The 17,770-nt window shown below is 70.2% G+C and carries 19 protein-coding genes and 1 pseudogene; 9 read left to right on the top strand and 11 right to left on the bottom strand.

Annotation, left to right across the window (positions count from 1 at the left end; all coding sequences use genetic code 11):
• Positions 1-51 precede the first annotated feature (51 nt).
• The 6 genes from ACSFBC_RS24725 (at position 52) to ACSFBC_RS24700 (ending at position 5,758) form a co-directional block, all read left to right on the top strand.
• Complete coding sequence (locus ACSFBC_RS24725; protein ID WP_435512986.1) at positions 52-1,401, top strand: tetratricopeptide repeat protein; 1,350 nt, start codon at positions 52-54, stop codon at positions 1,399-1,401.
• A 77-nt stretch (positions 1,402-1,478) separates the two neighbouring features.
• Complete coding sequence (locus tag ACSFBC_RS24720) at positions 1,479-2,174, top strand: phosphoribosyltransferase (RefSeq protein WP_435512985.1); 696 nt, start codon at positions 1,479-1,481, stop codon at positions 2,172-2,174.
• Positions 2,175-2,351: 177 nt separating this feature from the next.
• Positions 2,352-3,446, top strand: a complete 1,095-nt coding sequence (locus ACSFBC_RS24715; protein ID WP_435512984.1) for an ABC transporter substrate-binding protein — start codon at positions 2,352-2,354, stop codon at positions 3,444-3,446.
• Positions 3,443-4,210 (top strand): ABC transporter permease, encoded by a 768-nt coding sequence (locus tag ACSFBC_RS24710; protein WP_435512983.1) that lies wholly within the window; start codon positions 3,443-3,445, stop codon positions 4,208-4,210. Before ACSFBC_RS24715 ends, ACSFBC_RS24710 begins: the two co-directional genes overlap by 4 nt.
• 5 nt (positions 4,211-4,215) lie before the next feature.
• Entirely contained in the window at positions 4,216-5,052 is an 837-nt protein-coding gene (locus tag ACSFBC_RS24705) for an ABC transporter ATP-binding protein (RefSeq protein WP_435512982.1), read from the top strand.
• Positions 5,024-5,758 (top strand): GntR family transcriptional regulator, encoded by a 735-nt coding sequence (locus ACSFBC_RS24700; RefSeq protein WP_435512981.1) that lies wholly within the window; start codon positions 5,024-5,026, stop codon positions 5,756-5,758. Before ACSFBC_RS24705 ends, ACSFBC_RS24700 begins: the two co-directional genes overlap by 29 nt.
• A gap of 13 nt (positions 5,759-5,771) precedes the next feature.
• Here ACSFBC_RS24700 and ACSFBC_RS24695 read toward each other — a convergent pair whose 3' ends face one another.
• Positions 5,772-6,467 carry a histidine phosphatase family protein gene (locus tag ACSFBC_RS24695; RefSeq protein ID WP_435512980.1) on the bottom strand — a complete coding sequence of 232 codons (696 nt, stop codon included), beginning with the start codon at positions 6,465-6,467 and terminating at the stop codon, positions 5,772-5,774.
• A 69-nt stretch (positions 6,468-6,536) separates the two neighbouring features.
• On the opposite strand from ACSFBC_RS24695, the gene ACSFBC_RS24690 reads away from it, so the two are divergent.
• Entirely contained in the window at positions 6,537-7,247 is a 711-nt protein-coding gene (locus tag ACSFBC_RS24690; RefSeq protein WP_435512979.1) for an alpha/beta fold hydrolase, read from the top strand.
• Between the two features lie 23 nt (positions 7,248-7,270).
• Here ACSFBC_RS24690 and ACSFBC_RS24685 read toward each other — a convergent pair whose 3' ends face one another.
• The 7 genes from ACSFBC_RS24685 to ACSFBC_RS24655 all read right to left on the bottom strand — a co-directional run bounded on the left by ACSFBC_RS24685 (position 7,271) and on the right by ACSFBC_RS24655 (position 11,902).
• Positions 7,271-7,501, bottom strand: coding sequence for a hypothetical protein (locus ACSFBC_RS24685; protein WP_435512978.1), 231 nt, complete (start codon positions 7,499-7,501; stop codon positions 7,271-7,273).
• A gap of 107 nt (positions 7,502-7,608) precedes the next feature.
• Positions 7,609-8,349, bottom strand: a complete 741-nt coding sequence (gene pxpA / locus ACSFBC_RS24680) for a 5-oxoprolinase subunit PxpA (RefSeq protein WP_435512977.1) — start codon at positions 8,347-8,349, stop codon at positions 7,609-7,611.
• 49 nt (positions 8,350-8,398) lie between these two features.
• Positions 8,399-9,433 carry a 5-oxoprolinase subunit C family protein gene (locus ACSFBC_RS24675; RefSeq protein ID WP_435512976.1) on the bottom strand — a complete coding sequence of 345 codons (1,035 nt, stop codon included), beginning with the start codon at positions 9,431-9,433 and terminating at the stop codon, positions 8,399-8,401.
• Complete coding sequence (pxpB, locus tag ACSFBC_RS24670; protein WP_435512975.1) at positions 9,430-10,086, bottom strand: 5-oxoprolinase subunit PxpB; 657 nt, start codon at positions 10,084-10,086, stop codon at positions 9,430-9,432. The genes ACSFBC_RS24675 and pxpB overlap by 4 nt, the downstream gene beginning before the upstream one ends.
• A complete protein-coding gene (coaD, locus tag ACSFBC_RS24665; protein WP_435512974.1) occupies positions 10,083-10,583 on the bottom strand; it encodes a pantetheine-phosphate adenylyltransferase in 501 nt (166 codons plus the stop codon). The genes pxpB and coaD overlap by 4 nt, the downstream gene beginning before the upstream one ends.
• 43 nt (positions 10,584-10,626) lie before the next feature.
• A complete protein-coding gene (locus ACSFBC_RS24660) occupies positions 10,627-11,277 on the bottom strand; it encodes an RsmD family RNA methyltransferase (protein WP_435512973.1) in 651 nt (216 codons plus the stop codon).
• Between the two features lie 34 nt (positions 11,278-11,311).
• Entirely contained in the window at positions 11,312-11,902 is a 591-nt protein-coding gene (locus tag ACSFBC_RS24655; RefSeq protein WP_435512972.1) for a LysE/ArgO family amino acid transporter, read from the bottom strand.
• A gap of 118 nt (positions 11,903-12,020) precedes the next feature.
• On the opposite strand from ACSFBC_RS24655, the gene ACSFBC_RS24650 reads away from it, so the two are divergent.
• Positions 12,021-12,923, top strand: a complete 903-nt coding sequence (locus ACSFBC_RS24650) for a LysR family transcriptional regulator ArgP (protein WP_435512971.1) — start codon at positions 12,021-12,023, stop codon at positions 12,921-12,923.
• A 35-nt stretch (positions 12,924-12,958) separates the two neighbouring features.
• Here ACSFBC_RS24650 and ACSFBC_RS24645 read toward each other — a convergent pair whose 3' ends face one another.
• Complete coding sequence (locus ACSFBC_RS24645; RefSeq protein ID WP_435512970.1) at positions 12,959-14,314, bottom strand: M16 family metallopeptidase; 1,356 nt, start codon at positions 14,312-14,314, stop codon at positions 12,959-12,961.
• A 17-nt stretch (positions 14,315-14,331) separates the two neighbouring features.
• Positions 14,332-15,783 (bottom strand): M16 family metallopeptidase, encoded by a 1,452-nt coding sequence (locus ACSFBC_RS24640; protein WP_435512969.1) that lies wholly within the window; start codon positions 15,781-15,783, stop codon positions 14,332-14,334.
• A 29-nt stretch (positions 15,784-15,812) separates the two neighbouring features.
• Here ACSFBC_RS24640 and ftsY point away from each other — a divergent pair, with 29 nt between their 5' ends.
• Positions 15,813-17,192, top strand: coding sequence for a signal recognition particle-docking protein FtsY (gene ftsY / locus ACSFBC_RS24635; protein ID WP_435512968.1), 1,380 nt, complete (start codon positions 15,813-15,815; stop codon positions 17,190-17,192).
• Positions 17,193-17,300: 108 nt separating this feature from the next.
• On the opposite strand, the pseudogene ACSFBC_RS24630 reads toward ftsY, so the two are convergent.
• Positions 17,301-17,432 (bottom strand): annotated as a pseudogene (locus tag ACSFBC_RS24630) (FHA domain-containing protein); the annotation flags it as partial.
• Positions 17,433-17,770: the final 338 nt, after the last annotated feature.

Here is a 17,770-nt window from a genome sequence, read left to right as displayed (position 1 = left end):
CAACCGGACCGTGGCACGATGCGGAAGCCCCCACCTTCGAGGACTTCTTCCGTGAGTGCAGCGCCCCGTCTCCTGGCCGACAGCCTCGGCAATCCCGTCACGCTGGACGATCCCGCCAGCCTCGGGTCGCTCGACGATTTCGTCGGCGGCTTCATCGCCTGCGAGGCACGCGCCGCCAACGTGCTGGCCGCGGCCCGCGACAGCAGCCCGCTGGTGCAAGCGTACTGCGCCGCGCTGCACATGTTCGCCGAGTCGCGCGATGCGGGGCCGAACGCGCGCCCCTTCCTCGACCGCGCGCAGGCCGGCGCCGCGCGCGCCACCGCCCGTGAACAGCGCTTCATCGCGGCCGTGGCCGCCTGGGTCGACGGCGACATCGCGCGCGCCATCGCGCTGCACGAGGAACAGGCACGCGAACATCCGCGCGACCTGGTGTCGCTCAAGCTGGGCCAGTACCACTGCTTCAACCTCGGCGACTGCCCGGGCATGCTGCGGCTCGCGCTGGCGGCACTGCCGGCGGCGGGCGACGTGCCTTACCTGCACGGCATGCTGGCCTTCGGCCACGAGCAATGCCACCGGATGCGCGAGGCCGAGGCGAGCGCGCGCCGGGCCATCGCGATGTGCCGCAAGGAACCCTGGGCCCACCATGCGCTGGGCCACGTGATGCTGACCGAAGGCCGGCTCGCCGAGGGCCTGGACTTCATGCGCGGCGTGAGCGACAGCTGGACCGGCCTCAACTCCTTCATGGTCACGCACAACTGGTGGCACGTGGCGCTGTTCCTGATCGACCTGGGGCGCGACGCCGAGGCGCTGGCGGTGTACGACACCCAGGTCTGGGGCGTGGTCAAGGACTACACGCAGGACCAGATCGGCGCGGTCTCGCTGCTGGCGCGCTTCGAGCTGGCCGGCATCGACGTCGGCCCGCGCTGGCACGACGTGGCCGACCGCCTCATGGGTCGGCTCGACGACCATGTGCTGCCCTTCCTCGACCTGCAGTACCTCTACGGCCTGGCGCGCGCGGAACGGCCCGAGGCCGACGCGCTGCTGCGCGGCATCGAGGCCTTCGCGCCCACGGCACCGCCCGCCACCCGCAACACGTGGGAGCGCGTCTGCGTGCCGGCCGCACGCGGCCTGTTGGCGCACGCGCGGGGCGACATGGCCGGCGCCATCGAGGGCCTGGGCCTGGCGCTGCCGCGGTTGATCGAGATCGGCGGCAGCCACGCCCAGCGCGACCTGTTCGAGCAGGCCTGGCTCGCTGCCCTCATGCGCGAGGGCAGCGAACGTTCGCTGACCATCGCCCAGGGCCTGCTGCAGCCGCAGGTCAACGGCCAGCCCGAGTCGCTGCGCCTGCGCCGGCAACTGGCGCAGGTGTATGCCGGGCTCCGGCTGCCGATGGCGGCATGATCCGGCCCGCAAAGCAGCTATAAGTCGGGTCCCGCCTTTCGGCGCGCGCCACCCTCGGCCTTTCATTCACCGTTCCCATGACCCCGCATTTCACCGAAGCCACCACCGGCTACTGGCAACAGCTCCTCGACGCTGGCACGCTCGCCCGGCCCGAGGCCCCATGGCAGCACGGCTACCCGGCGCGCCTGCCCGACGGCCGCGTGCTGATGCTGCCGATCCGCCAGTTGGCAGCCGACCCGACCCAGGCCGTGGCCTCGCTGATCTGCAACCAGGCCTCGCTCGAGGTGATCGAGACGCTGGGCCGGATGCTGGCCAAGAAGCTCGCGCCGCTGCAGCCGGATGTCGTGATCGGCATCCCGACGCTGGGCCTGACCTTCGCGCCCATCGTGGCCCGCCATCTGGGCCACGCGCGCTACGTGCCCATGGGCTACTCGCGCAAGTTCTGGTACGACGAAGCGCTGTCGAGCGAGGTGCAGTCGATCACCACGCCCACGGCGGGCAAGCGCGTCTACCTCGACCCGAACCTGTTGCCGCTGGTGCGCGGCAAGCGCGTGGTGCTGGTCGACGACGCGGTCAGCAGCGGCAGCACGCTGAAGGCGCCCTGGCGGCTGATCGAGTCGCTCGATGCCGAAGTGCTGGCCTGCGGCGTGGCCATGCTGCAGGGCCGGCGCTGGCAGCAGACGCTGGGCGCCGAGCGCGCAGCGCGCCTGGTGGGCGTGTTCGACAGCCCGCTGCTGCAGGCTGTACCGGACGGCTGGGTCGAGCGCAGCTAAGCCGGTTCTTCACCGCCCCGAGCCGTCGCAGGTGGTACGCAACCTGCTTGCCTCGGTGCGCGCCCCGGGGCGTATCTCGTTTCGTATACATTTTTGGTGCGCCGCAGCAACATCGCTCGGTGGCCGAGCCCTTCTGGAGTCTTCATGCCCTCGATCCCCACGTCCCCCTCCCCTTCGATGCCTTCTGCCTCCCTGTCGCGTCGCCGCCTGCTCCAGGCCGCGGGCGCCGCCTCGGCCGCCAGCCTGCTGGCCGCGCCGGCCTTCGCCCAGACCCGGGCCATGAGCATCACCCTGCCCTGGGTGGTGAACGGCTCCAACTACTGGCCGCTGGTCGGCAAGGAACTGGGCTACTTCAAGAAGCGCGGCATCGACCTGACCGTCTCGCGCGGCAACGGCTCGGTAGCCGCGGCCCAGGCCGTGGCCAACAAGCAGTTCGACTTCGGCGTGGTGTTCTTCGGCGGCACGCTGGTCAACATCGCGCGCGGCCTGCCGCTGCAGGCGCTGGCCACGGTCGGCTACGACGCGCTGATGGGCAACCTGGTGCTGGCCGATTCGCCGATCCGCGGCCCCAAGGACTTCGAAGGCAAGCGCGTGGGCACGGTCGCCACCTCGGCCGAATCGCCCTACTGGAGCGCCTATGCGGCCAAGACCGGCATCGACCTGAGCAAGGTCACGCGCCAGCAGCTGGACGCCCGCCTGATCGAGCGCGCGCTGATGGAAAAACAGGTCGATGCGATCACCGCGATCGGCTCCTCAAGCATCCCGGTGCTGGACTCGCTGGGCGTGAAGACCCGCTTCATCCCCTGGGCCAAGGCCGGCGTGCAGCTCTATGCCTCGCAGATCATCGCGCGGCGCGAGACCATCGACGGCGATCCGGGCCTGTGCCAGGCCATGGTCGACGCGATCCTGGAGTCGGCGGTCTACACGCTGAAGAATCCGCAGGCTTCGCTGGACATCCTCTACAAGGCACAGCCCGAGATCGCCATGGCCAAGGGCGGCAAGGAGAACGCCGCCATCGCGCAGGGCCTGGCGCAGGCCACCATGGTCGCGCCCGAGGCGATCCAGAACGGCATGGGCTACAGCAGCATCCCGACGCTGGCCGGCATGATCGCGCTCGCCGCCAAGGCCGGCGCGCTCACGGCCGACGCCAAGCCGCTGCGCCCCGAAGACCTGGCGACCAACCGCTTCGTCGGCAAGATCAAGCTCAGCACGTCCGAGTGGGACGCGATCCGCAAGAATGTGGCGCCTTACAACGCCATGCTGGGGACGTGAGCGCTTCGGCGCAGGACAGCGCCTTCCACCGCATCGGCCTGCCGCTGCTGTTCGCCCTCGGCACCCTCGCGCTGTGGGAAGCCGCGGTGCGCTTCTTCGAGATCCGCGAGGTGCTGCTGCCCACGCCGAGCGCGATCGGCGCGCGCCTGATCGAGACCTTCCCGATGCTGATGCAGCACGCCTGGCCCACGGTGTGGGAAAGCGTGGCGGGCTTCGCCATCGCCTCGGTGCTGGGCGTGGCGCTGGCCGCGCTACTGAGCGCCTCGGGCCTGATGCGCAGCATGCTCTACCCGAACGTGGTGCTGTTCCAGCTGATCCCCAAGATCGCGCTGGCGCCGTTGTTCATCGTCTGGCTGGGCATCGGCTTCCAGTCGCGCCTGACCTTCTCGGTCTTCATCAGCTTCTTCCCGGTGGTGATCGCCGCATTGGCCGGCCTGGACAACGTCGACAAGTCGCTGCTGCGGCTGTGCCGCGCGCTCACCGCATCGAGCTGGCAGGTGTTCTGCTCAGTGCGGCTGCCGCACGCGCTGCCCTATGTGTTCAGCGGCATGAAGATCGCGACCACCTTCGCCATCATCGGCGTGATCGTGGGCGAGTTCATCACCTCGCAGGCCGGCCTCGGCTACCTCATTCTTTTCGCTTCCGCCCAGGCCGATACGGCGCTGATCCTCGCGGCCATCGTGGTGCTGTGCGGCTTCGGCCTGCTGTTCTACGGCGCGGTGGCGCTGCTCGAGCGTTGGACCCAGAAGGTGTTCGGCGAATGACGACGATGACTTCCTCCCCCTCCTGGCTGCAGGCCACCTCCATCGCCGCCGACCGCGACGCCAGCTACCTCTCGGTGCAGGGCGCGCGCAAGACCTACGACACCCGCAACGGCGAAGTGCATGCGGTAGAACGCGCCGACTTCGACATCGACGAGGGCGACTTCGTGAGCCTGGTCGGCCCGAGCGGCTGCGGCAAGAGCACGCTGATGTCGATGATCGGCGGACTCGAGACCCCGAGCGCCGGGCGCATCCGCGTGGCCGGCAGCCCCATCACCGCACCGCGCCGCGACTTCGGCTACGTGTTCCAGGACGCCACGCTGCTGCCCTGGAAGACGGTGTTCGACAACGTGCTGTTCCCGATCCGCACGCAGAAGCGTCCGGTGGCCGACTACCTGGCCGAGGCCGAGCGGCTGCTGCGCCTGACCGACCTCTGGGCCTTCCGCGACAAGCGGCCGTCCGAGCTCTCGGGCGGCATGCGCCAGCGCGTGGCGATCTGCCGCGGGCTGATCAACGACCCGCAGCTGCTGATGATGGACGAGCCCTTCTCGGCGCTCGACGCGATCACGCGCGACGACATGAACCTCGCGCTCGCGCAGCTCTGGGACCAGGTGCACAAGACCGCGGTATTCATCACCCACAGCATCCGCGAGGCCGTGTTCCTGTCGGACCGCGTGCTGGTGATGAACGCGCGGCCTTCGCGCATCGTGGCCGACATCCGGGTGCCCTTCGCCCGGCCACGCCGCGCCGAGATGCAGGAAGAACCGCTGTTCAACGAGATCTGCGGCTTCGTGCGCGACAAGATCCACGAAGGCCATGGCAGTCGTCAGCCCGCGTCCGCCTGAAGTGACCGCCGCAGTCGAGACGCCGCTGCAGGCGCTGGTGCGCGCGCACCGCGAGGCCGGCGGCGGCCGGCTGTCGACCGATGCCATCGTGCGCCTGCTGCAGGAGGCGATCGTGCGCGGCCTGTTCGGGCCAGGCCAGGCGCTGCGCCAGGACGAGCTGGCCGCGTTGTGCCACGTCAGCAAGATCCCGGTGCGCGAGGCGCTGCGCACGCTCGAGGCCAACGGTTTCGTCGAACTGCTGATGAACCGCGGCGCGGTGGTCAAGGCGCTCACGCTCGACCAGCTGCGCGACGCCTTCGAGCTGCGCATGATGGTCGAGCCGCACCTGATGCGCACCGCCGCGCCCCTGCTGAGCGCGGCCGACCTCGACGAGGCCGAGCGGCTGGTCGCGGCGATGGACGACGCGGGCCATGCCTGGGCCTTCAGCGAACTCAACGGCCGCTTCCACGACCTGCTCTACCGCGCGGCCGACAAGCCGCTGTCCAAGCAGATCCTCGCCATGCTGCAGGGCCACATCCAGCGCATGTCCTTCATGCAGCTCTCGCTCGCGGGCTTCAACCGCAGTTCGAACGAGGACCACCGGCTGATCCTGGCGGCCTGCCGGAGCGGCGATGCCGAGGCCGCGGCGCAGGCCGTGGCCGCGCACGTCGAAGGCGTGAAGGACATCGTGCTCGACCTCTACGCGCGGCATCACGCGCGCGCCTGAGGCCGGCCAGCGATCAGGTCGACTTGAGGTGCCGGCGCTGGTCGTAGTTGGGCTGCGCCGGCAGGTCGGCCAGGTGCTTCGTGTCGGCCCAGTCGAGCACCTCGATCTGCGCCGGGTTCGCCGGATCGGCGATGCGGATGCGGTTGATGCCCGCATTGGGGATGTCGCTCTGGCGCGGGCCGTTGAGGCCCAGGCCGCGCGCGGTGCGCCACACCATGTCGAGCACGCCGCCATGCGTGACCACCAGCAGCCGCCGGCCCGCATGCGCGGTCGCCAAGGCGCCCAGCGCACCCAGGATGCGTGCATGGAACTGCAGCGGCGATTCGCCCTCGGGCATGGCGTGGTCCTCGCGGAACTCCAGCCATTGCTCCCAGGCGCGCGGATGCAGTTCGCGGATGTCCTCTGCACGCAGGCCCTCGACCACGCCGAAGTGCTGCTCGCGCAGCGCCGCCTGCGTCACGACCGGGAGCGCCAGCTGCTGCGCGGCGGGCGCTGCGGTCTGCTGGGCGCGCAGCAGGTCGCTGCAGAAGAACAGGTCGACCGTCTCGCCGGCCAGCCGCAGGCCGAGCCGCCGCGCCTGCTCGTGGCCGGTGTCGTTGAGCGGGATGTCGATGTGGCCCTGGAAGCGCAGCTCGCGGTTCCAGTCGGTCTCGCCGTGGCGGATCAGGATGAAGTCGGTGGGGGTGGAGGTCGGTGTGGATAGGGTCATGGCTGCGGTCTATTGTCTCCGCATCGCATGCAGGCCATGTGGCAGCGCGGCTTCGCCGACAATGGCGCGATGCCCCGTCTAGTCCTCTTGCCCGGCCTCGCCTGCGACGAGCGCCTCTGGCAGGCCCAGCGCCCTGCCCTCCCCCACGCCTTCGATGCCCGCGTGAGCGATGTGCACACCCGGCACGAACGCATCGAGCAGATGGCCGCGGCCGTGCTGGCCGAGAACGAGGGGCCACTGATTCTCTGCGGCGCCTCGCTGGGCGGCATGATCGCGATGGCCGCCGCGCAGCAGGCGCCCGAACGCATCGTCGGCCTCGCATTGCTGGGCACCAGCGCACGGCCGGAAACGCCGGAGATGTTCCAGCTTCGCGAGTCGGCGATCGAGATGTTCGAGCGCGGCGAGGCGCGCGAGCTGATCGAGCTCAACGCCAACTTCGCGCTGCATCCCGCGCAGGTGGCCGACCGGGCGCTGGTGCGCCGCTACGTGGAGATGGTGCTCGACGCCGGCGTGACGCAGCTGGTGCGCCAGAACCGCGCCGCCATGCAGCGGCCCGATGCACGACGCCATCTGCCGGCCGTGCGCTGCCCGGTGCTGGTGCTGTGCGGCGACGGCGACAAGCTCACGCCGCCCGAATGCAGCAGCGAGATCGCGGCGCTGGTGCCGCAGGCCGAGCTGCAGTGGATCACGCAGGCGGGCCACATGCTCACGATGGAGCAGCCGGCGCAGGTCAACGCGGCACTGGTCCATTGGCTGCGGCGCTGGAGCGTGGACGCCTGATCGGCGCGGTTCGTCTCGCGTGCTCAGCCGACGGCTGCAGCGACGCCGCGCGGACCGTCACGCCCTCCCAGCGCACGCAAGGCCACGAAACCGGCCAGCAGCGCGCCGCCATAGCTGTCGTAGTCGCGTTCGGCGCTGCTCAGCACCGCGTAGTGGGCGAACATCTTCTTTTCGCCCGTGCCCTGGAGGATCACCCAGCCATAGCGCTGTTCCGGCAACTCGCGCACGCTCAATGCGAGATCTCGCAATTCCATTCTGACAACTCCCTGTCGATTCTTGTGACGCACTTTTAGCCGCTGGGCGCGGCGTCATCAAGGTCATCCGTCACGCTTCGGGCCCGCAAGCCCCAGCGTCGTGCGGATCAGGTGCAGGCCATGACTGCGATGCCTTCGCGCTCGAGGGCGCCGCGGATGCGCCGCGCGAAGGCCAGCGCATGCGCGCCGTCGCCATGCAGGCACACGCTCTGGGCGTTGACCGCGACCAGGCTGCCGTCGATGGCCGTGACCTGGTGGTCGCGCACCAGCGACAGGGTCTGGGCCAGCGACTGCGCCTCGTCCTCGATCAGCGCGCCGGGCTGGCCGCGCGGGACCAGGCTGCCGTCGGGCATGTAGCCGCGGTCGGCGAAGACCTCTTCCACCGGCTTGAGGCCGGCACGCTCGGCCGCCTGGATCATGCCGCTGCCGGCCAGGCCGAAGAAGCGCAGGGTCGGATCGAAGTGCCGCACCGCGTCGCACAGCGCCTCGGCGAGCGCGGGCTCCTTGACCGCCTGGTTGTAAAGCGCGCCGTGCGCCTTGACGTGCGACAGCGTGCCACCCTCGGCCTTCACGATCGCGGCCAGCGCGCCGATCTGGTAGAGCACGCCAGCCACGATCTCCTCGGGCGGCAGGTGCATGGCCGTGCGGCCGAAGTTGGCGCGGTCGGGGAAGCTCGGGTGCGCGCCGATCGCCACCTTGTTGTCGATGGCCCAGCGCACGCACCGGCGCATGGTCAGCGCGTCGCCCGCGTGCCAGCCGCAGGCGATGTTGGCCGAGCTCACGAGCTTCAGAAGTTCTTCGTCGCTGCCGGCGCCTTCGCCGAGGTCGGCATTCAAATCGATCTGCATGGGATGCTCCTTGGAAACGATTCTGCGCCGAGGCCGATGGGCCCGCGCTTCAGTCGGGAGTCTGGCGCGGCACCGCGGCCGACGCGGCGACCGGCCAGCCGCTGGCCGCCAGGCCTTGCGCCACCTGCGCCAGGTAGCGCTGCTGCGCGGCCCAGGCCTGGATCGCCTCGGCTGCGTCGGTCTTGACCAGCCGCAGCATGCCACCGAGCGGCGCCTGTGCGAGCTTCCAGAGGTCGGCCCGGATCACCACGCCGATGCGCGGGTAGCCGCCGGTGGTCTGGGCATCGCCCATGAGGATGATCGGTTGGCCCGAGGGCGGCACCTGCACGGTGCCGGGCACCACGCCCGAGGACAGCATGTCGCCGGTGCGCTGGCGGGCGAGCACCGGCCCTTCGAGCCGGCTGCCCATGCGGTTGCTCTGCGGCGTGAGGCGCCAGGGCTCGCGCCACAGCGCCGCGATCGACGCGGCCGTGAACAGCTCGCACTCGGGACCGGGCATCACGCGCAGCGCGATGGCGTCGCCGGGGTCGGCCTGGCCTTCGAGCGCCCATGCGGGTGCGCGCACGCCGAAGGCGCGCCGTGCGCGTTGCGCCGCGTCGAGCGGGCTCGGCCCCAGCGGCAGCCGGTCGCCCTTCTTCAGCGCGCGGCCCAGGTGGCCACCGAAGCCGGCCTTGAGGTCGGTGCTGCGCGAACCCAGCACCGGCGCCACGTCGATGCCGCCGGCCACGGCCAGCCAGCTGCGCACGCCCTTCTTGCCGGCCGCGGCATTGGCGCCGCCCAGCTCCAGACGCTGGCCCGCCGCCACCGGCGTGCTCCAGTTGGGCCGCAGCGGCAGGCCGTCGAGCCGGGCGTCGAAATCGTCGCCGGCAAGCGCGATTCGGGTGTCTTCCTCGAAACGGAATTCGCAGGCGCCCAGCGTGAGCTCCAGGCCCGCCGCGCCGTCGGCATTGCCGACCAGCCGGTTCGCCAGCGTGAGCCCGAGCGCATCGAGCGCGCCCCCCGGACAGATGCCGCGCTCGCGATGCCCGTAACGCCCCAGGTCCTGGACCGAGGCCAGCATGCCGGGCTTGACGACGAAGATCATGGAAGCTGCACGCTCTCGACGACGAAGCGCACGCGGTCGCCCGCGCGCAGCAGCGTCGGCTCCTCGGCGGACGGATCGAACAGGGCCAGCGAGGTGCGGCCGATCAGTTGCCAGCCGCCGGGCGACACCAGCGGGTAGATGCCGGTCTGCGCGCCGCCGATACCGACCGAGCGCGCCGGCACCGCCACGCGCGGTTCGGCACGGCGCGGCGTCGCGAGTTCGGGCGGCAGGCCGCCCATGAAGGCGAAGCCGGGCAGGAATCCCAGCAGGTAGACCACGTACTCGCCGGCGCTGTGGCGGCGCACCACCTCGGCGGGCGTGAGGCCGGTGTGGGCCGCGACGTCGCCCAGGTCCGGACCGTGTTCACCGCCGTAGGCCACGGGGATCTCGAGGGTGCGGCCCTCGACGGCCGCGGCGTCGAGCTGCGGCCAGGCGGCCAGCACCTGGATCTCGAGTTCGGCCGCGTCGACCTGCAGCGGGTCGAACAGCAGCGTGAGGTTGTTCATGCCGGGCAGCACCTCGTGCACCGCCGGCCACCGCATCGCCTCGCGCGCCAGGGCCCAGATCTGCTGCTGCTGCGCCAGCGTGGCCGGTGCCGGCAGCTCGCACAGCAGCGCGGCGTCGCCCAGGGGATGAAGCCGCGGTGGGATCATTCCCCGCCGAGAGCGCGGACCTTGGCGACCAGCTTGTCCTGCACGAAGGGCGAGACGAACTTGTCGACCTCGCCGCCCAGCATCGCGATCTCGCGCACGAAGGTGCTGGAGATGAACTGGTACTTGTCGCTGGGCGTCAGAAAGACGGTCTCGACATCGGGCATCAGCGAGCGGTTCATGCCGGCCAGCTGGAACTCGTAGTCGAAGTCGGTCACGGCGCGCAGGCCGCGCACCATGGCCTTGCCGCCGCGCGCCACGACGAAGTCGCGCAACAGCCCGGCGAAGCTCTCGACCTTGACCTGGTCGCTGTAGGGCGCCACCGCCTCCTGCGCCATCTCGATGCGTTCCTGCAGCGAGAAGAGCGTCTTCTTGTGGTGACCCGCCGCCACCGCCACGATGACGTGCGAGAACAGCTGGGTGGCACGCCGTACCACGTCTTCGTGGCCGAGCGTCATGGGGTCGAATGTGCCGGGGTAGACCGCGATCACGCTGGACATCGTGCGAACTCCTTGTGCAGCCATTGCCGCATGAATCGGCGGATTATGCAGTCGACGCTTCGACCGCCTGGAGCAGGTGCGCGTGCACCGCCCCGGCTTTGAGATGGCGATAGCCTGCGAGGCCGAAAGCCGCCAGCTCCTCGTCGAGCCACTGGCGCGCCGCCTCGAGGTAGACCACGCCGCCGGGCCGCAGCGCGCGCGCGGCCGCACGCAGCGCCGGTTCGTAGAGCGCGGGGCTCTCGAAGGGCGGGTCGAGCAGCACCAGATCCAGGCTGCCGGCGGGCGCGCGTTCCAGTGCGGTCACGCCGTGACCGCGCTCGATGCGCACCGCGTCGGCCGAGAGCTTGGCCTTCGACTTCTGCAACTGGACGACCAGTTCCGCATCCTGCTCGCACAGCAGCACCGACGTCGCCCCGCGCGAAGCGGCTTCGAGGCCCAGTGCGCCGGTGCCGGCGAAGGCATCGAGGCAGTGCCAGCCCGGCAGCGCGCCGCCGCCGACACCGGCCAGGCTCGCGAGCCAGTTGAACAGCGTTTCGCGCACCCGGTCGGGTGTGGGCCGCAGGCCGGGCTTGTCGGCCACGGCCAGGCGTGTGCGCTTCCACTGGCCGCCGATGATGCGGACTTCGTGCGGACGCTTGTCGTGTTTGGGGACCTTGGGGGTCGCGGATGTCGCTGGGGAAACCTTCTTCTTCATGCGGCGAGCTTAACGGCAGCCGGGCCCCGCGCGCTCAGCCTGCCGCCAACCCGTGCCGAATCAGCAGCAACGCGAGCAGCAGCATGGTGCAACCGATCGATGCATCGACCCATTGCCAGGCCCGCGGTCGCTCGAACCAGGGCGCCAGCAGCCGCGCACCGAAGCCCAGCGCGGTGAACCACAGCGCGCTCGCGAGCGCCGCACCGGCCACGAAGCATGCGCGTGCCAGGCCTGCGTACTGCGCACCGGTGCCGCCCACGAACAGCACGGTGTCGAGGTAGACGTGCGGATTCAGCAGCGTGAAGGCCGCGGCCTGCGTCAGCACCGCGCGGCGCGAGGCATCGCCGCGGCCCGCGCCGACCATGGCGGCCTGCGGCTGGCGCGCGCGCCACAGGCTGCGCACGCCATAGGCCCCGAGAAAGGCCGCGCCCGCGAAGGCCATCGCCGCGGCCAGGCCGGGGCGCCCCTGCAGCAGCTGCGCCATGCCCAGCACACCGATCGCGACCAGCAGCGCGTCGCCCAACGCGCAGAACATCACCACCGCCGCCACATGTTCGCGGCGCAGGCCCTGGCGCAGCACGAAGGCGTTCTGCGCGCCGATGGCGACGATCAGAACGAGGCTCATGGCGAAGCCATGCGGGAGGGCGGAGACGGCAGAGGAAGACATGGATCCTGAGTGTCCGGGTGGCTCCGCGTGAAGGCAAACTAAGATTCCTTCACTTGGATTAGGGAAACTTAATATCATGCTCGACTACGCCGCCTTGCACGCCCTCGCCGCAGTGGTCCGCGAGGGCAGTTTCGAACGCGCGGCGCGCACGCTCAACGTCACGCCCTCCGCGGTCTCGCAACGCCTGAAGGCGCTCGAGGAACGACTGGGCATCGCGCTGGTGGTGCGCGGCACGCCCTGCACCGCGACCGAGGCCGGCCGCCATTTCTGCCGTCATGCCGAACACGTGCGGATGCTCGAGCACGAATTGGGGGCGGTGCTGCCCGTAACGCCCACCGCCACGGCGGCGGAGCGCATGACGCTGCGCATCGCCGTGAATGCCGACAGCCTGGCCACCTGGTTCGTGCCCGCGGCGGCGGCCTTCGCAAAGGCGACGCCCACGCTGCTCGATGTCGGCGTCGACGACCAGGACCACACGGCCGAGCGCCTGCGCAGCGGCGATGTGCTCGCTGCGGTGACGGCCATGGCCAAGCCCGTGACCGGCTGCAACAGCGGCGCGCTGGGGTCGATGCGCTATGTGGCGGCCGCCAGCCCGGCCTTCGTGCAGAGGCACTTCGCCGACGGTGTCGATGCCCGCTCGCTGGCCCGCGCGCCCAGCCTGGTGTTCGACCGCAAGGACCGGCTGCAGTCGCGCTGGATGCGGCGCATCTGCCCACGTGGGATCGAGGCACCGCGCCACTGGCTGCCCTCGCCCCAGGCCTTCGCGGAGGCCGCGTGCGCGGACATGGGTTGGGGCATGCACCCACGCAGCCTGATCGCCCAGGCACTGAGCCAGGGGACGCTGGTGGAGCTGGTGCCTGACACGCCGCTGGCCGTGCCGCTCTACTGGCAGCAGGCGCGCGGTGCGCCGCCCTTGCTCAAGCGGCTGGCCGAGGCGGTCTTCCAGGCGGCGCGCAGCGGGCCGCACGCGCTGGACTGAATCGCCCGCGGCGCGTGTTCAGCGCGCCGCGCGTTTCAGGGCTTGGCGCCCACGACCACCGTCACCATGCGCTGCGGCTGCAGCTTGCGCGCGAACGCGGCCTTGATGTCGGCCACGGTCACGGCGTTCATGCGCGCGGTCCAGGTGTCGAGGTAGTCGAGCGGCAAATCGTTCCAGGCGATGTTGGCCACGTTGCCTAGCAGCTTGCGGTTGCTGTCGAGCAGCAGCGGGAAGCCGCCGATCAGGTTGTCCTTGGCCGCCTTGAGCTCCGCCTCGGTCGGGCCTTCGGCCACGAACTTCGCCATCACTTCGCGCGACACCTTGACGGCCTCGTCGGCCTGGTCCGGCCGGGTCTGGAAGCCGACGCGGAAAGCGCCCGCATGCAGGCCCGGCGAGAAGCCGCTATAGATGCCGTAGACCAGCCCGCGCTTCTCGCGCACCTCGTTCATCAGGCGCGACACGAAGCCGCCGCCGCCCAGGATGTAGTTGCCGAGGGTCAGCGCGAAGTGGTCGGGGTCGCGCCGCAGGTAGCCGGGCTGGCCGATCATCACGTGGGCCTGGGCCGAAGTGAAGGGAATGCGCTCTTCGGCCGGTGCGTTCAACGCGGCGACGTCGTGCACCGGCGGCAGCGCGGCGCAGGCGCCGTCCTGCACGGGCAGGCGCGACAGCAGTCGCGTGGCGATCGCGTCGGCCTGCGCGCGCGTGACCGCGCCGACGATGCTGAGCTTGGCGCGGCAGGGCTGGATCAGCTGTGCCTGGCGCGTGCGCATCATGTCCACGTCGATGGTGGCGAGCGTGGCTTCGGTGGTGTCCTGGCCATAGGGATGCGTGCCGTACAGCGCCTGGGCGAACGCGCGTGCGGTGACGGTGCCGGGCTGGGTGTTGGCTTCCTTGAGCGCGGCGACGATCTGTTCACGCTCGCGCTGCCAGACGTCGGCCGGGAAAGACGGCTCGCCGATCTCGCGCGCGGCGAGCGCCACCGCCTTGTCGAGCAATGCCGGATCGGACAGCGTGCGCAGCGAGAAGCTGGTGCGCTCGGCGCCGGCACCGGCGTCGAAGTTCGCACCCAGGTCGGCCCAGGCTTCGCCCAGCATGTTCTCGTCGAGCGCCGGGCCGGCATCGCTGGCACGCACGCCCTTCTGGACCATGCCCGCGCTCGCGGCCGCCAGGCCGGCCTGCGCCGCCGGGTCGCGGCGGCTGCCGGCATCGAAGTCGACCTGCACGTCGACGATCGGCAACGCATCGGTGGCGGCCAGGTAGACCTTGGCGCCGTTGGGCAGCGTCCAGTGCTGGATGGGAATGGCGGCCTGGGCGTTGAGCGCGGCCAACAGGCCGACGCTCGCGAGCACGGCGGCGCCGGCGATCTTCTTCATCATCATCAGATTGGGCATGGAGCGGCGTCTTTCGTTCAGCGCAGAGCGCCTGCGGGCACGGCGGGGTTGCGCGGCCGGCTGTTCTTCTCGGGCGGCAGGGGCCGCAGCGTGGCGACGGTGAGCTGGTCGTCGCCGAAATACTTGCCGGCCACGGCCTTGACCTGTTCGGCCGTGACGCCCTGCAGTCGCGCGACGATGCGCGCGCTGGCGTCCAGCGGCAGGCCTTGCACCCAGTTGTTGCCCAGTTCACGCGCCTGCGCCATCACCGAGTCGAGCTTGTAGGTCTGGCTCGCGACCCACTGCGTCTTGACGCGGGCCAGTTCGGCCGCGCCCACGCCGTCGCGCGCCACGCGGGCCACTTCGGCGCGCAGCGCGGCCTCGACCGCCTCGGGCGTCTTGCCCGCGGCCGGCACGCCGTCGAGCTCGAACAGCTGCGGACCACGGCCGACGATGCCGGCATAGGAGCTGGCGCTGTCGGCCACGCGGTCCGGGCCTTGCGTCAGGGCACGGTCCAGGCGTGCGCCGGGATAGCCGTCGAGCAGCGCCGAGAGCACCACCAGGGGCCAGACGTCGCTGTCGCCGTCCAGGCTCTCGAGGCGCGGCGCGCGGAAGGCGAGCGACACGTAGGCCTGCTCGGCCGGCGCCTTGAAGTCCAAGCGTCGGATGCCGCGCTGCTCGGGCTCGGTGCGGGGCTTGCGCGCAGGCAGTGCGCGCACGGGGATGCGGCCGTAGTACTTCTCGGCCAGCGCACGCACGCGTGCGACGTCGACATCACCAGCCACCACGACGACCGCGTTGGACGGCACGTACCACGCGCGGTGGAAGGCGCGCACGTCCTCGGGCGTCATCGCATCGAGGTCGCTCATCCAGCCGACCACCGGGCGCCGGTACGGCGAGGCGACGAAAACCGCGGCATTCTGCTGCTCGCCCAGCAGCGCACGCGGCTGGTCTTCGGTGCGCATGCGACGCTCTTCCTTGACGACCTCGATCTCGCGCTGAAATTCGATGTCGGCCCACTGGTTGTTGGCGAACCGATCGGCCTCGAGCTTCATCACCTGCTCCAGCTTCTCCGTGGGGATCTGCTGGTAGTAGCCGGTGGAATCGCGTGAGGTGAAGGCGTTCTCCTGCCCGCCCAGTGCGGCCACCTGGCGCGAGAATTCACCCGGTTCGATCAGCTTGCTGCCCTTGAACATCATGTGTTCGAGCGCATGTGCCACACCGGACGTGCCGTCGACCTCGTCCATCGAACCGACGCGGACCCACAGCATGTGGACCGCGGTGGGGGCGCGGCGATCGGGCTGGACGATCAGCGTCAAGCCATTGGCAAGGGTGAAGGTCTGCGCCTGGTTCGCGAGTGCGGCGGGTGTCGCGGCATCGGAAGACGGCAGGGCGGATGGCTGGGCCAGAACGGGCAGGGTGCCCAGCGCAGCGAGCGCCAGGACCAGCACCGCACCAGACGCTGTGCGACGTGGCGAGAGGTGTTTCATAGAATGGGTCGGATTGTAAAAACCATCTGATGTTCAGTTTCTTCAAGAAAAAACCGGCCGAGGCCGTTCCGCCCCCCGCGCAACCGGTCGACGTGCCGTCCGCGCCTGCGCCCGCCACTATCGCACCCGTGCCGCCGCCACCGGCGAAATCGGTGTTCTCGCCGTCGACGTGGTTCAAGAGCGATGCACCGGTGCCACCGCCACCGCCACCGCCACCGCCACCGCCACCGCCACCGCCACCGCCACCGCCACCGCAGGTCAGTATCCCTGCACCCGTGGCCGTGCCACCACCGGCCGCGCCGGTCCCCGTTGCTGTGCCTGTCGCGGTGCCGGCGGTTGCGGCGCCGGCCTTCCTTGCGCCAGCGCCCGTACCAGTCCCTGCACCTGCACCTGCACTTGCCCCGGCCCTTGCACCTGCTCCGACCCCGGCACCCGCTCCCGCACCCGTCGCAGCGTCCGCCGTTGCGCCGGCACCGTCTCCTGCCCCTGTGGCCGCGCCACCGGCACCGTCACGCACGGGCTGGCTCGACAAGCTCAAGGCCGGTCTGCGCAAGACCGGCACCGGCATCCAGGCGGTGTTCGTCAACGCACAGATCGACGAGGCGCTCTACGAAGAGCTCGAAGCCGCACTGCTGATGGCAGACACCGGCGTCAAGGCCACGGAATTCCTGCTCGAGGACCTGCGCGGTCGCGTCAAACGCCAGATGGCGACCGATGCGCAGCAGGTGCGCCGCCTGCTGGGCGAAGCCATCGCCGATCTGCTGCGTCCGCTGGAAAAGCCGCTGGTCATCGGCCGCTACACGCCGACCGTGATCATGGTTGCCGGCGTGAACGGCGCGGGCAAGACCACCTCCATCGGCAAGCTCACCAAGCACCTGGCGAACGAGGGTGCGTCGGTGCTGCTGGCGGCAGCCGACACTTTCCGTGCGGCTGCGCGCGAGCAGTTGCTGGTCTGGGCCGACCGCAACACGGTCGAGATCGTGAGCAACGAGGGTGGCGATCCGTCGGCCGTGAGCTTCGACGCGGTGAACGCCGGCAAGGCACGCGGCAAGGACGTGGTTCTGGTCGACACGGCCGGTCGCCTGCCGACGCAACTTCACCTGATGGACGAGCTCAAGAAGATCAAGCGCGTGGTCACCAAGGCGGATGCCACGGCGCCGCACGAGGTGCTGCTCGTGATCGACGGCAACACCGGCCAGAACGCGCTGGCGCAGGTCCGCGCCTTCGACGAGATACTGGGCCTGACCGGACTGATCGTGACCAAGCTCGACGGTACCGCCAAGGGTGGCGTGCTGTGCGCGATCGCGCGCGAGCGGCCGATCCCGGTGTACTTCATCGGTGTGGGCGAAAAACTGGAAGACCTCGAGACCTTCGACGCCCGCGAGTTCGCGCAAGCCTTGCTGGGCTGAGGCTGAGGCGGCTTCGACGGGCCCGGCGCCAGGCCCAGCGTCGCGGCACGGTCCGACCGCTGCCATGCGGCCATAGGCCAGAACCCGAAGCTGAACGGCTTAGCGCGATCAGGTCGCGGTTCTGGAGCCCTGGCGCCGAACCTTGTGGCCATTCACCCGCGTGCCTTGGCTGCTGCCGAGATCGACAAGCACCGCCGCGTTGCCGGCAGCCTTCATGTCGGAATGGTTGCGGCCGACCTTTGCACCGTCTACGCCTTGTGACGAATCTCATTGGCACCGTTTCAATGATGGGAGACGGTGCGGTGAGTCGCGCTTTTCCGGAGTACACGGGGCCGTCATGCAGGTGGTCGGCTGTTGAGAGCAGCCTTGAGCGCGCACGGGCCCACAGAGCGATGCACCACGAGATAGCTGGATGGATGGTCATGAAGATGCCGCAGGTGCATTTCATTCCAATCGCAATTCCATTTCCCCAAAAAGAAAAGCCCCAACCGTTAGGTTGGGGCTTGTCTAGGGCTGTAAGAGCCTGACGATGACCTACTTTCACACGGGAACCCGCACTATCATCGGCGCTGACGCGT

The organism is Variovorax frigidus, from assembly GCF_051216515.1.
GTDB lineage: Bacteria > Pseudomonadota > Gammaproteobacteria > Burkholderiales > Burkholderiaceae_C > Variovorax.
Note: the sequence above shows the minus strand (reverse complement) of the source record. Positions and strands in the feature narration are given on the sequence as shown.

Coding starts and splice junctions, on each gene's coding strand:
- ACSFBC_RS24675 (WP_435512976.1), bottom strand. CDS start 9,433: ATGATCTTCGTCGTCAAGCCCGGCATGCTGGCCTCGGTCCAGGACCTG.
- ACSFBC_RS24715 (WP_435512984.1), top strand. CDS start 2,352: ATGCCTTCTGCCTCCCTGTCGCGTCGCCGCCTGCTCCAGGCCGCGGGC.
- ACSFBC_RS24690 (WP_435512979.1), top strand. CDS start 6,537: ATGCCCCGTCTAGTCCTCTTGCCCGGCCTCGCCTGCGACGAGCGCCTC.
- pxpB (WP_435512975.1), bottom strand. CDS start 10,086: ATGATCCCACCGCGGCTTCATCCCCTGGGCGACGCCGCGCTGCTGTGC.
- ftsY (WP_435512968.1), top strand. CDS start 15,813: ATGTTCAGTTTCTTCAAGAAAAAACCGGCCGAGGCCGTTCCGCCCCCC.
- ACSFBC_RS24650 (WP_435512971.1), top strand. CDS start 12,021: ATGCTCGACTACGCCGCCTTGCACGCCCTCGCCGCAGTGGTCCGCGAG.
- coaD (WP_435512974.1), bottom strand. CDS start 10,583: ATGTCCAGCGTGATCGCGGTCTACCCCGGCACATTCGACCCCATGACG.
- ACSFBC_RS24695 (WP_435512980.1), bottom strand. CDS start 6,467: ATGACCCTATCCACACCGACCTCCACCCCCACCGACTTCATCCTGATC.
- ACSFBC_RS24660 (WP_435512973.1), bottom strand. CDS start 11,277: ATGAAGAAGAAGGTTTCCCCAGCGACATCCGCGACCCCCAAGGTCCCC.
- ACSFBC_RS24685 (WP_435512978.1), bottom strand. CDS start 7,501: ATGGAATTGCGAGATCTCGCATTGAGCGTGCGCGAGTTGCCGGAACAG.
- pxpA (WP_435512977.1), bottom strand. CDS start 8,349: ATGCAGATCGATTTGAATGCCGACCTCGGCGAAGGCGCCGGCAGCGAC.
- ACSFBC_RS24655 (WP_435512972.1), bottom strand. CDS start 11,902: ATGAGCCTCGTTCTGATCGTCGCCATCGGCGCGCAGAACGCCTTCGTG.
- ACSFBC_RS24700 (WP_435512981.1), top strand. CDS start 5,024: ATGGCAGTCGTCAGCCCGCGTCCGCCTGAAGTGACCGCCGCAGTCGAG.
- ACSFBC_RS24720 (WP_435512985.1), top strand. CDS start 1,479: ATGACCCCGCATTTCACCGAAGCCACCACCGGCTACTGGCAACAGCTC.
- ACSFBC_RS24640 (WP_435512969.1), bottom strand. CDS start 15,783: ATGAAACACCTCTCGCCACGTCGCACAGCGTCTGGTGCGGTGCTGGTC.
- ACSFBC_RS24705 (WP_435512982.1), top strand. CDS start 4,216: ATGACTTCCTCCCCCTCCTGGCTGCAGGCCACCTCCATCGCCGCCGAC.
- ACSFBC_RS24645 (WP_435512970.1), bottom strand. CDS start 14,314: ATGCCCAATCTGATGATGATGAAGAAGATCGCCGGCGCCGCCGTGCTC.